Source organism: Arthrobacter gandavensis (assembly GCF_039528575.1).
Taxonomy (GTDB): domain Bacteria; phylum Actinomycetota; class Actinomycetes; order Actinomycetales; family Micrococcaceae; genus Arthrobacter_B; species Arthrobacter_B citreus_B.
Window position 1 is genome coordinate 523,891 of record NZ_BAAALV010000001.1, and the last position, 12,013, is coordinate 535,903.

The window sequence follows — 12,013 nt, forward strand, 5'->3', positions numbered from 1 at the left end:
CTGCGGATCCGGTGGGCTACTTGCCGAACCAGATGCCGATCTCGCGTTCGGCGGACTCAGCGGAATCCGATCCGTGGACCAGGTTCTGCTGGACCTTGGTGCCCCAGTCGCGGCCGAAGTCGCCGCGGATTGTCCCGGGTGCTGCGGTGGTGGGTTCGGTAGCGCCCGCGAGTGAGCGGAAGCCTTCAATAACGCGCTGGCCTTCAAAGACGGCTGCAACAACCGGTCCGCTGAGCATGAACTCCACGAGCGGCTCATAGAACGGCTTGCCTACGTGTTCTGCGTAGTGCTCCTCGAGCAGTTCCCGGGTGGCGTTCATCTTCTTGAGTTCAGCAAGGACGTAGCCCTTGGCTTCGATGCGGCCCAGGATGGTGCCGGTCAGGTTCCGCTTGACGCCGTCGGGCTTGATCAGGACGAGAGTGCGCTCGGTGCTCACGCTTGGTTTCTCCTTGGAGGTTGGGGGTGATGCGGTTCAGCTGTTCATAAGCCTAACTGCTGGCTTCGCCGGTTTCCGTCGATTGGGTGGCTTCCCACTGCGCCTGTTCCGCGTCCCGCTGCCGGTTTTCCCGGTCAAGACGGGCTCCGGCACGCAGCGCATACCACCATGTCCCCGCGAAGAGAGCGCCCACCAGGAACATCATGGGTTCCAGGAAACCCGTGGCGATGATGCACAGCTGCAGGATCCAGCCGATCCAGGGACCTGCCGGCTTGGACAGGAACGCGCAGGCGACGATCAGCGCGACCGCGAGGAGAATTCCGCCGGCCAGGATCACCAGAGGTTCAACCCGGTCCCGCTGCAGGCCGAAGATGGCCAGGGTTCCGAAGAGCACCACAAACGCTTCCAGGCTCAGGACCGTGGATGCAAACATCACCCGGATGGAGCGGCGCTTCTTGGGCATGCCCGGGCGCCATTCGCGCTGGGCCTTGGTCATACGTGCCATGTGCTTACTTTCCGAGAAGGGTGCGCGCTTCCGCGACCACCGTGATGGAACCGATGACGAGCACTCCCCCGGCGAGGTCGTTGTTTTCCTCTGCCTTGGCCACAGCCCATTCGATCGCATTGTCCAGGCCCTGTTCCACCTGGATGTCCTCGTCGGCGAACCCGGCATCCACGGCGTCCTGAACCAGTTCATCCGCCGGGATGGCCCGCGGCGAGCTGGACTGGGTGAGGCAGATGCCGGTGACGATGTCCCCGAGCACCTCACGCAGTTCGGCGAGGATGCCGACGGCGTCCTTTTCCGCCAGGATCCCCACCACCAGTACCAGCGAGGACAGGTTAAAGGATTCAAGCACTGCCTGGGCGCTGGCCTTGGCGCCGGCAGGGTTGTGCGCGGCGTCCACGATGATCGTCGGCGCGGTGCGGACTACTTCCAGGCGTCCGGGAGACGTGACGGTCTGGAACCCGGTGCGCAGCAGTTCGACGTCGAGTTCCTTGCTGCCGCCGCCAATGAAGGCTTCCAGCGCGGCGACGGCAACTGCGGCGTTCTGCGCCTGGTGTTCGCCGTGCAGGGGAACCAGCAGGTCCTCGTAGCGTCCAGCGAGTCCGTCCACGGTCACCATTTGTCCGCCGACTGCCATGGTCCGGGATGCGACGCCGAACTCGATGCCCTCGAAGCGGAACGGCACGCCGGCCTCGTTCGCCTTTTCCAGGAGCACCTGGGCAGCTTCCACCGGCTGCGCCGCACTGACCAGGAACCCGTTTTCCTTGATGATGCCGGCCTTCTCCAGGGCGATGTCTGCAACGTCGTCGCCGAGGAGCTCCGTGTGGTCCAGGGAAATCGGGGTCACCACGGAGACTGCGCCGTCACCCACGTTGGTGGCATCGGTGATGCCGCCGAGCCCTACTTCGATCACGGCCACGTCCACAGGTTCGTCCGCGAAGACCGCGAACGCCAGGATCGTGACGCACTCGAAGTACGTCAGGCGGGGCTCACCGGCGGCGTCCAGTTCGGCGTCGACCATTGCAAGATAAGGACGGATTTCGTCCCAGATCCGCACGAAGGTCTCATCCGCCACCGGTTCGCCGTCAATGCTGATGCGTTCGGTGACCTTGCTCAGGTGCGGGCTGGTGTAGCGGCCCGTGCGCAGCCCGTAGGCGCGCAGGCCGCCCTCGATCAGCCGCGCCGTCGAGGTTTTGCCGTTGGTTCCGGTGATGTGGATGATCGGGAACGCCTTGTTGGGCTCGCCCAGGATCTCCATGGCCCGGAACAGCGGAGCCATGCGCGGCTCCATCTTGTTTTCCGGGGCGCGGCTGAGCAGCTCAGCGTAGACGCTTTCCACGGAGAAACCGTCAATGGAGCCCGACGGGGTGTCTTCAGTGCTCATCAGATCTTCTCCACGGTGACGATGTACTTGTCGGTGTCCTTGTCGTTGTCCTTGACCGCCAGGTCGCCGACAACAACCAGCTCCCCCGTAAGCGTCTCGGCCTTGATGAGGCTGACGTTGGCTTCCAGCGCGGCCGCGTCGTCCTCCGTTGTGGAGATGGTGGTGCGGATCCGGTCGCTGATGTGCAGGTCTGCGTCGCGGCGCGCCTGCTGGATGGCGCGGATGGCGTCACGTGCGGTGCCTTCGGCCGCCAGCTCCGGGGTAACCTCCGTGTCCAGGACCAGGAAGCCCCCTCCGGGCAGCACTGCCACTGCCTTGGAGGATTCGCCCTCTCCGGACTCCACCACGGTTTCCAGTGTGTACTCGTGCTCCTGGAGTTCCAGGCCGCCGGCAGTCACCGTGCCGTCTTCCGCTACGGACCAGTCCCCTGACTTCGAGGCCTTGATGGCCGTCTGGACGTTCTTGCCCAGGCGCGGACCCGCTGCGCGGGCGTTGACGACGAGCTTCTGCGTGATGCCGAACTCCGCGGGATCCGCGGCACCTGCATCAACAAGACGGACGGACTTGAGGTTCAGTTCATCGGCGATGATTGCCGCGAAGTGGCCTTCGAGCGCCTCTGCGTCCGGAGCCACCACGGTCATGCCCGCGAGCGGCAGCCGCACGCGGAGGTTGGCGGCCTTGCGAAGCGAGGAACCAACGGAGGCGATCTTCCGGGTCAGGTCCATACGGGCCACCAGGTCCGGATCCCGCGGGAAGGCGCCGGCTTCGGGCCAGTCCGTCAGGTGTACGGAGCGCCCACCGGTCAGGCCGCGCCAGATCTCCTCGGAGACCAGGGGAAGCAGAGGTGCTGCCACCCTGCAGAGCGCTTCGAGGCAGGTGTAGAGCACATCGAAGGCCTGGGTGTCTTCGTCGAAGAACCGGGTGCGGCTGCGGCGGACGTACCAGTTGGTGAGCGTGTCCATGTAGGCACGCAGCATTTCGCAGGCGACGGACACGTCATAGGTGTCCAGCGCCGTCGTCATGTTCCGGATGAGGTCGCCGGTGGCGGCCAGCATGTAGGTGTCCAGCGGCTCGGTCGACTCGTGGCGCAGTGTTGCCTCGTAGCCGGCGCCGTTGTTCGCGGCGTTGGTGTAGAGCGTGAAGAAGTGCCATACGTTCCACAGCGGCAGGATCACCTGCCGGACGCCGTCGCGGATGCCCTGTTCCGTGACAACCAGGTTGCCGCCGCGCAGGATCGGGGAAGCCATCAGGAACCAGCGCATGGCGTCGGAACCGTCGCGGTCCAGGACCTCGGAAACGTCCGGGTAGTTCCGCAGGGACTTGGACATCTTCTGCCCGTCCGAGCCAAGCACGATGCCGTGGCTGATCACATTGCGGAATGCCGGGCGGTCAAAGAGAGCCGTGGCCAGGATGTGCAGTGTGTAGAACCAGCCGCGGGTCTGGCCGATGTACTCCACAATGAAGTCGCCCGGGTTGTGGTGTTCGAACCAGTCGGCGTTCTCATGCGGGTAGTGCACCTGGGCGTACGGCATCGAACCGGAGTCGAACCAGACGTCCAGCACATCCTCGACCCGGCGCATGGTGGACTTGCCGGTGGGATCGTCCGGGTTGGGGCGCGTCAGTTCATCGATGAACGGACGGTGCAGGTCCGGCTGGCCTTCCTTGTTCAGCGGCAGGCGGCCGAAGTCGGCTTCCATCTCCGCGAGGGAACCGTAGACGTCGGTGCGCGGGTAGTTGGGGTCGTCCGAAACCCACACCGGGATGGGACTGCCCCAGTACCGGTTGCGGCTGATCGACCAGTCGCGGGCATTTTCGAGCCACTTGCCGAACTGCCCGTCCTTGACGTTCTCCGGGATCCAGTTGATCTCCTGGTTCAGCTCGATCATGCGGTCCTTGATCTTGGTGACCTCCACGAACCAGGAGGACACCGCCTTGTAGATCAGCGGGTTCCGGCAGCGCCAGCAGTGCGGGTAGGAGTGCTCGTAGCTGGCCTGGCGCAGCAGGCGGCCTTCGGACTTGAGCTCGCGGGTGATCGGCTTGTTCGCCTCGAAGACCTGCAGGCCGGCGATTTCGGACAGCGGTCCCTCGCCGAACATGGGCAGGAACTTGCCGCCTTCATCGACGGAGAGGATGACGGGGATGCCGTTGGCTTCGCAGACCTTCTGGTCATCTTCACCGTAGGCCGGAGCCTGGTGGACAATGCCGGTGCCGTCGGTCGTGGTGACGTAGTCGGCCACAACGAACTTCCAGGCGTTGGACGTGCCCCACTTTTCGGCGTCGGCGTAGTAGTCCCAGAGCGGCGTGTAGCGCAGGCCTTCGAGTTCCTTGCCCGTGTGCACGGAGGTGACGGCGGCACGGGCCGCATCGGCGTCGTCGTACCCAAGATCCTTGGCGTAGGAAGCGACCAGGTCCTCGGCCAGGAGGAAGCGGCCTTCACCGGCCGTCCCCTGATCGAGCATGGTGCCGTTGGGGCCGGCGGGCACGACGGCGTAACGAACGTCCGGCCCGACGGCGAGGGCCAGGTTGGTGGGCAGCGTCCACGGCGTGGTGGTCCAAGCGACGGCGTTGACACCCTCGAGCTCGGCGGAGAGGACGTTGTCCCCGGCGATGATGGGGAAGGTCACCGTGACGGTCTGGTCCTGGCGCATCTTGTAGACGTCGTCGTCCATGCGCAGCTCGTGGTTGGACAGCGGAGTCTCGTCCTTCCAGCAGTACGGGAGCACCCGGAAACCGCTGTAGGTCAGGCCCTTTTCATGCAGGGTCTTGAAGGCCCAGATGACCGACTCCATGTACTCAACGTTGAGCGTCTTGTAGTCGTTCTCGAAGTCCACCCAGCGTGCCTGGCGGGTGACGTAGTCCTGCCACTCGCCGGCGTACTTCATGACCGAGGCACGGCAGGCATCGTTGAACTTGTCGATGCCCATCTTCTCGATCTGGACCTTGTCGCTCATGCCGAGCTGCTTCATGGCTTCCAGTTCAGCGGGCAGCCCGTGGGTGTCCCAGCCGAAGCGGCGCTCAACGCGGTGTCCGCGCTGGGTCTGGTAGCGGGCCACCAGGTCCTTCACGTAACCGGTGAGCAGGTGTCCATAGTGCGGCAGGCCGTTGGCGAAGGGAGGGCCGTCGTAGAAGACAAACTCGTTGGAACCATCTTCGCCGGCGGGCCGGGCGTCGATGGAGGCCTGGAAGGTGCCGTCCTCATCCCAGTACTTCAGGACCCGTTCTTCGATCTCGGGGAACCTGGGTGAGGAGGCTGCTGCTTCGGCGGAATCGCCCGTGGAGGCCTTGGGGTAGATCTGTGGCATGTTCGTCATCCTGGTAGCGGCAAATGAATCTGGCTGTGAAACAGGATGCGAGGGCGAACTTCTCTTCCCGGCGCGAACGCCGGGGATAAGCCGCGGTACCACCTCGCTTGCCGCCGTCGTACGCCCGATCCTGCTGGGTGCGCGCCGGCTGCCGCTCGTTGACTGCTGTGACGGGCTTACCCGTCCGGTTCTACTGGGCGCATTCAGCTCTGCTTCAGTTATGCGCCGTTCTTCCGGAAGCTCACCGGTGATGGCCGGGTCAAAGCTGCTTGGGCCAGTTTAGGCCACGGCCGGGGCTGATGTCGAAGCCCCGGCCGGCCAGTGCCTAGCGGCGGATTACTTTGTGCTGCGCGGCCTGCGCCACCGGGCGGATGACCACCTGGTCAAGGTTGACGTGGTGCGGGGCATTCAGTGCATAGGCCATGACGTCTGCAACGTCCTCTGCCGTGAGGGGCTTTTCGACGCCGGCGTAGATCTTCTCTGCCGCTGCTGCGTCCCCGAGCCGGTTCAGGGAGAACTCCTCGGTCTTCACCATGCCGGGCAGGATTTCGATGACCCGCACGTTGTGTTCGGCTTCCTCAAGCCGCAGCGCCTGGGTCATTGCTTCCTCGCCGGCCTTGGCTGCGCAGTAGCCGGCTCCTCCTTCATAAGCTGCGAGCGCGGCGGTGGAGGTCAGCATGAGGATGGAGCCGTGCCCGTTTTCCCGCAGTGCCGGCAGGAAGGCCTGCGTTACGTTGAGCGCGCCAAGCACGTTGACGTTGTACATGTTTACCCAGTCCTCGGGCTTGCCTGCCGCTACCGTGTCCATACCGAAAGCGCCGCCGGCGTTGTTCACGATGGCGTCCACTCCCCCGCCCGCCAGTACCTCGCGGGCCATGGCATCGACGGAGCTGCGGTCTGTGACATCGCAGGCGATGATCCGGGCGCCGGTTTCCTCTGCCAGTTCCCGCAGGCGTTCCTCGCGGCGGGCGACGGCGATGACGTCCCAGCCTGTCTTCCGCAGGGCACGGACTGCTGCCGCACCGATTCCCGAGCTTGCTCCGGTTACAACCACGCGCTTGTTCGTCATGGGAGCAACCCTAGCGAACTGCGTCCCGGTTGGACTGGCTGGGTGTCCTGCTGTGTCGCGGGGAGGTGTCCCGCTGCGTCGCGGCGGCAGGGTGTCCCCCTGTGCCGCGGCGGGTCAGGGGAAGAATTCCCGCCTACGACTGCCCGCCCTTCCCACGTTCTGCGGCACGAGTGAATGGTGGGGTCCCACAAGCTGCCACCTGTCGCAATTTGTGGGAACGACGGGCAGGCTCGCGGGACTGGCCGGATACTTCATCGACAGCGTACGAAGGCCCCCGCCTCCCGGGCTGCCCACCCTGCGTGCTTTCCAGCAGGCAGAAGGGGCCGCGTGTCTGACCTGGCTCCGTGAGCGGCTGGAAACCACGGGCTAGTTCACCGTGACGCTCTCCTTCGGCGGCCCTCCCTCCCAGGTCGCCTGTGTCCTCCACAGGCGTTACAGGATCGCCGATTGTCCCCTGAACGGGCCGATATTCGGGTCGTCAGCGGACAACATGGTCAAACTGTGCGGGTGGATCCTATGGAAGCCTTCTGCAGAGCTCAGCACGGACTGCTTAGCCGCAGTGCATGGGAGGCGAACGGGTTCACCCGGTCACAACTTAGGGCAGCTGAGCGTCGTGGCGTGTTGCTGCATAGGGTCCCGGGCTACTACGGACTGCCTGACTGTCCCAACGAACTGACGTTGGCTGCGTCCCTGGGATCGTCGCTCACATGCGTCTCAGCAGCGGCAATACTGGGATGGTGGCTCCTGGAGAGTCCAGAGCATGTTCACGTCCGAGCGGACAGGTCAATCCGGCATCCCGGCATTTGCCTGCACAGGGGCAGGAGGACAAAGGGACGGCTTGTTGCGGCCCCGCTCGAGATTGTCCGGGACGCCTTCCGATGTCTGCCACCATTGCAGGCCCTAGTCATCGCGGAATCCGCAGTGGCGCGCAACGCCGTCTCAGTCAGGACGCTCCAGCAGGCTCTGGGACGGAAACTGGATTGGCAAGCCCAAGGACTGCTGGCTGGTATGAGCCGTCCCAAGGCATCGCCGCTGGAGGTCTGTGCCCGTTACCATCTGTTGGCCGCCGGGCTGGTGGTCCAGGAGGAAGTCCTGGTGCCGGGCGTCGGCCGGGTGGACTTTGTGGTTGCCGGGCGGCTCATCGTTGAGATCGACGGCTTCGAGTTCCACAGCAACCGGACGCACTACCGCCAGGACCGGAACCGATGGAACGCCGCAACCGCAAAGGGATACCACACCCTGCGCATCACGGCTGAGCTTGTACTCGGCAACCCTGAACTGTTCGTGCAGCTGGTGCGGGAGTCCCTGGCGGACACCGACCGCTGACGGTCAGGTCTTCGTAGACCATGAGTGCTGCGCTGCACATAGGGCAGCCGACGGCGCACGTGCGACTTTTGGGGATGCCGGAGCGCACCTAGAGAGCCCTTTGGCTGCCCGTTTCAATCTCCCCCGTACCGGCCTTCCCACGTACTGTGACGGGAGTTGTGCCCTGTGACCTCACGAGTATCACCTGTCACGTTTTGCGGGAACCCTGGCTCATCTCGAGCCGTTTCAGGTTTCGTCCCGCCTTTCCGACGCTGTTCTGGGCTGCTTCAGGTGCCGGCGGCTTCCCTGCAGCCTCGGCCACCCCACTCATCCCCATCCCGGCGATCCCGGTCCCCCGACTCCCTCGTGGGCCGAGGTCACTCCGGCGGGACCTCCGCAACCAGGAAACGCGGCCCGGTCCGGGCCGGAGGTGTCGGTCCGGGAGGAGGGCTATGTAAAGCTAGTTCCATGCCGCGCACCGACAGAATCCCCGCCTGGGTCCGCCGCACGGGCATTGAAGTGGCCGGCTGGACCCTGATTGCGCTCGGAGCTCTCGCCCTGGTGCTTCCTGGCCCGGGCCTGCTCATGCTGGTCGCCGGGCTGGCAATCCTGTCCCTTCGCTACCACTGGGCCAGCCGCTGGCTGCATCCCGTGAAAGTCCAGGCCTTCCGCGCGGCCGAACAGGGGGTGCAGTCCTGGGGCCGGATTGCCGTTGCCCTGACCAGTGCCCTGACGCTCATCGCTGCCGGTATCACCTGGGGACTGTGGCGCAGGGTGCCCTCGTGGTGGCCGCTGGAGGACACGTGGTGGCTTCCGGGAGGCTGGACCGCGGGAACAGCACTTATTCTCTCCGGCTGCATCGCCATCGCCCTGGTGGTGTACAGCTACGTGAAGTTCCGGCCCAGCAAGTAGTCCCGCAGCACCACCGCCTCGTTCTCCTGCTCGTTTCGCGCTCCGTACAGCAGCACCGTGTCCGGCCGGGAAGCGCAGGCGGCCGCGAAGTCAGCTACGGCGTCGTTATCCTCCAGCTCCTGCGTGTAGCGCTCCACGAAGCCCTGCCACCGCTCCGGCTGGTGCCCGAACCACTGGCGCAGCCCGGTACTGGGCGCGGCGTCCTTGAACCACTCGTCAAGCTCCGCCCGGGCCTTGGAAACCCCGCGGGGCCAGAGCCTGTCCACCAGCACCCGGAAGCCGCCGTCGGGCGCTGCATAGATGCGCCTCACGCGCACCTGGGACGGATCCACGCTGCCGCTATCAGCCATGTACGGATGCTAGGCGGTTGCGCCCGCGGCGCAAAGGCCCCGGCAGTACCGCAGCCCAGGCAGCTTCGACACAGATGACGGGGGCACCGGCGCCCGTGGGAGAATGGCACCATGGCTGACAATATCCCGGGCACAGACACGCCCGCTGCGACCGTTTCCGTTCCTGACAAACCCGCCCTGGAAGGGCTGGAAGAGACCCTGAGCCGCCGCTGGCGCGAAGAAGGCACGTACGCCTTCAATCCCGACACGGTCCGGGACGAGGTCTACTCGATTGACACTCCCCCGCCGACTGCCTCGGGCTCACTGCATGTGGGACACATGTTCTCCTACACGCAGACCGACGTCCTGGCCCGCTACCAGCGGATGAAGGGCAAGAACGTCTTCTACCCCATGGGCTGGGATGACAACGGCCTGCCCACCGAGCGCCGGGTGCAGAACTACTACGGTGTGCGCTGCGATCCCACCAAGCCGTACGACCCGGATTACCGGCCGCCGGCCACCGCTCCGAAGAACCAGCGCGACTTCGACGTCATCTCCCGCCGTAACTTCATCGAGCTGTGCGAAGAACTGGCTGTGGAGGACGAGAAGGTCTTCGAGAACCTCTTCAGCACCCTCGGCCTGTCTGTCGACTGGACCCGTACCTACCGCACCATCGACGACCACTCGCGTGCCGTCAGCCAGCGCGCCTTCCTGGAGAACCTGAAGGCCGGCGATGCCTACATGGCAGAAGCCCCCACCCTGTGGGACGTAACCTTCCGTACGGCCGTGGCCCAGGCCGAGCTCGAGGACCGGGAGCAGCCCGGCGCCTACCACCGGATCAGCTTCCATGCCCCGGACGGCGAAAAGATCTACATCGAAACCACCCGCCCCGAGCTGCTTCCGGCCTGTGTGGCACTGGTGGCACACCCCGACGACGAGCGCTACCAGCGCCTGTTCGGCACCACGGTGAAGTCCCCGCTTTTCGACGTCGAGGTCGAGGTCAAGGCACACCCGCTGGCCAAGCCGGACAAGGGCTCGGGCATCGCGATGATCTGTACCTTCGGTGACCTCACGGACGTCACCTGGTGGCGTGAGCTGAACCTGCCCACCCGCGCCGTCATTGGCCGCGACGGCCGCATCCTCACGGACACCCCCGACTGGATCACGACACCGGCCGCGCAGGAAAACTACGCCGCCGTTGCCGGCAAGACCGTCTTCAGCGCCAAGGAAGCCGTCGTCGGGATGCTCCGCGAAAGCGGCGACCTGGACGGTGAGCCGAAGAAGATCACCCACCCGGTGAACTTCTTCGAAAAGGGCGACAAGCCGCTTGAGGTCGTCACCAGCCGCCAGTGGTACATCCGCAACGGCGGCCGCGACGCGGACCGCCGTGAGGCCCTGATCGCCCGCGGCAAGGAAATCGACTTCCACCCGGCGTTCATGCGCTCCCGCTATGAGAACTGGATCGAAGGCCTGAACGGCGACTGGCTGGTCTCCCGCCAGCGCTTCTTCGGTGTGCCGGTTCCGGTCTGGTATCCGCTGGATAACTCCGGCAACCCGGACTACGACAACCCGATCCTGCCCTCCTTCGAATCCCTGCCGGCAGATCCGGCCGCCGATCCGGCCCCGGGCTACGAGGAGTCCCAGCGCAACCAGCCCGGCGGCTTCATTGGCGACGCCGACGTGCTGGACACGTGGGCCACCTCGTCGCTGACCCCGCAGATCGTGGGCGGCTGGGGTGTGGACGAGGACCTGTTCTCCAAGGTCTTCCCGTTCGACCTGCGCCCGCAGGGCCATGACATCATCCGTACCTGGCTGTTCTCCTCCGTGGTTCGCGCCGACGCACTGCAGCACGCCGCGCCGTGGAAGCACGCCGCCATCTCGGGCTGGATCCTGGATCCGGACCGCAAGAAGATGTCCAAGTCCAAGGGCAACGTGGTGGTCCCCACCGATGTACTCAACGAGTACGGGTCCGACGCCGTCCGTTACTGGGCTGCCTCGGCCCGCCTTGGTGCGGACACCGCTTACGAGATTGCGCAGATGAAGATCGGCCGCCGCCTGGCGATCAAGCTGCTCAACGCCTCCAAGTTCGTCCTGAACCTGGGTGCCACCGAAGCGAACGTCGTCGAAGCTGACACCTCGGTGATCACCAACCCCCTGGACCAGTCCCTGCTGGTGCAGCTGGTGGACGTGGTCAACAACGCCACCAAGGCGTTCGAGAGCTACGACTACGCCCGGGCACTGCAGATCACCGAGTCCTTCTTCTGGTCCTTCACGGACGACTACGTGGAGCTGATCAAGGACCGCGCCTATGGTGCCGCAGGCGACGCGGAGCAGGCATCCGTGCTGGCCACCCTGGCCACCACCCTGGACTCGCTGCTTCGCCTGTTCGCCCCGTTCCTGCCCTTCGCCACCGAAGAGGTCTGGAGCTGGTGGCGCACCGGGTCCGTCCACCGTGCCTCCTGGCCCACCGTCGACGGCCTGGCCGCAGGGATCCCGGCTGCCGATGCGGCGATCCTCGGAACCGTTGCCCAAGCCCTGGGCGGCATCCGCAAGGCCAAGTCCGAGGCCAAGGTCAAGCAGCGCACCGAGGTGCTCAACGCAGCGGTCACTGCCCCGGCAGCCCAGGTGGAGCGCCTGCGTGCAGGCCTTCCGGACCTGCTGGCAGCGGGCAACGTCCGCAACCTTGAGCTGGTGGCCGGCGACGGCGAGCTGACCGTCAGCGGCGTCGAGCTGGCTCCTGCGGAGTAATCAGCACGAAGCACAAAAGTGCC

At 65.4% G+C, this 12,013-nt stretch carries 9 protein-coding genes; 3 read left to right on the top strand and 6 right to left on the bottom strand.

The annotated features are described in order from the left end of the window. Nucleotides 1-16: 16 nt before the first annotated feature. The 5 genes from ndk to ABFX29_RS02490 form a co-directional block, all read right to left on the bottom strand. Nucleotides 17-436 carry a nucleoside-diphosphate kinase gene (gene ndk, locus ABFX29_RS02470; RefSeq protein ID WP_152227562.1) on the bottom strand — a complete coding sequence of 140 codons (420 nt, stop codon included), beginning with the start codon at nt 434-436 and terminating at the stop codon, nt 17-19. A 52-nt stretch (nt 437-488) separates the two neighbouring features. Further along, nucleotides 489-941, bottom strand: a complete 453-nt coding sequence (locus tag ABFX29_RS02475; protein ID WP_152227560.1) for a DUF4233 domain-containing protein — start codon at nt 939-941, stop codon at nt 489-491. 4 nt (nt 942-945) lie between these two features. Continuing rightward, complete coding sequence (locus ABFX29_RS02480) at nt 946-2,325, bottom strand: bifunctional folylpolyglutamate synthase/dihydrofolate synthase (protein ID WP_152227558.1); 1,380 nt, start codon at nt 2,323-2,325, stop codon at nt 946-948. Next, the gene (gene ileS / locus ABFX29_RS02485) at nt 2,325-5,627 is read right to left on the bottom strand and encodes an isoleucine--tRNA ligase (protein ID WP_246167417.1); all 3,303 of its coding nucleotides are present in this window, start codon (nt 5,625-5,627) and stop codon (nt 2,325-2,327) included. The genes ABFX29_RS02480 and ileS overlap by 1 nt, the downstream gene beginning before the upstream one ends. A gap of 325 nt (nt 5,628-5,952) precedes the next feature. After that, nucleotides 5,953-6,696, bottom strand: coding sequence for an SDR family oxidoreductase (locus ABFX29_RS02490; protein ID WP_152227554.1), 744 nt, complete (start codon nt 6,694-6,696; stop codon nt 5,953-5,955). A gap of 1,008 nt (nt 6,697-7,704) precedes the next feature. Here ABFX29_RS02490 and ABFX29_RS02495 point away from each other — a divergent pair. After that, on the top strand, nt 7,705-8,022 hold the full coding sequence (locus ABFX29_RS02495; protein ID WP_170287747.1) for an endonuclease domain-containing protein: 318 nt from the start codon (nt 7,705-7,707) through the stop codon (nt 8,020-8,022). 447 nt (nt 8,023-8,469) lie between these two features. Continuing rightward, nucleotides 8,470-8,913: a PGPGW domain-containing protein gene (locus ABFX29_RS02500; RefSeq protein WP_152227551.1), complete on the top strand. Its 444-nt coding sequence runs from the start codon at nt 8,470-8,472 to the stop codon at nt 8,911-8,913. Here ABFX29_RS02500 and ABFX29_RS02505 read toward each other — a convergent pair. Further along, entirely contained in the window at nt 8,886-9,263 is a 378-nt protein-coding gene (locus tag ABFX29_RS02505) for a DUF488 domain-containing protein (RefSeq protein ID WP_152227549.1), read from the bottom strand. The two genes, ABFX29_RS02500 and ABFX29_RS02505, sit on opposite strands and share 28 nt — an antisense overlap. 111 nt (nt 9,264-9,374) lie before the next feature. On the opposite strand from ABFX29_RS02505, the gene valS reads away from it, so the two are divergent. Then, a complete protein-coding gene (gene valS / locus ABFX29_RS02510) occupies nt 9,375-11,990 on the top strand; it encodes a valine--tRNA ligase (RefSeq protein WP_152227547.1) in 2,616 nt (871 codons plus the stop codon). The last annotated feature ends 23 nt before the right edge of the window (nt 11,991-12,013 follow it).

Coding starts and splice junctions, on each gene's coding strand:
- ABFX29_RS02475 (WP_152227560.1), bottom strand. CDS start 941: ATGGCACGTATGACCAAGGCCCAGCGCGAATGGCGCCCGGGCATGCCC.
- ABFX29_RS02480 (WP_152227558.1), bottom strand. CDS start 2,325: ATGAGCACTGAAGACACCCCGTCGGGCTCCATTGACGGTTTCTCCGTG.
- ileS (WP_246167417.1), bottom strand. CDS start 5,627: ATGCCACAGATCTACCCCAAGGCCTCCACGGGCGATTCCGCCGAAGCA.
- ABFX29_RS02490 (WP_152227554.1), bottom strand. CDS start 6,696: ATGACGAACAAGCGCGTGGTTGTAACCGGAGCAAGCTCGGGAATCGGT.
- ABFX29_RS02495 (WP_170287747.1), top strand. CDS start 7,705: ATGAGCCGTCCCAAGGCATCGCCGCTGGAGGTCTGTGCCCGTTACCAT.
- ABFX29_RS02500 (WP_152227551.1), top strand. CDS start 8,470: ATGCCGCGCACCGACAGAATCCCCGCCTGGGTCCGCCGCACGGGCATT.
- ABFX29_RS02505 (WP_152227549.1), bottom strand. CDS start 9,263: ATGGCTGATAGCGGCAGCGTGGATCCGTCCCAGGTGCGCGTGAGGCGC.
- valS (WP_152227547.1), top strand. CDS start 9,375: ATGGCTGACAATATCCCGGGCACAGACACGCCCGCTGCGACCGTTTCC.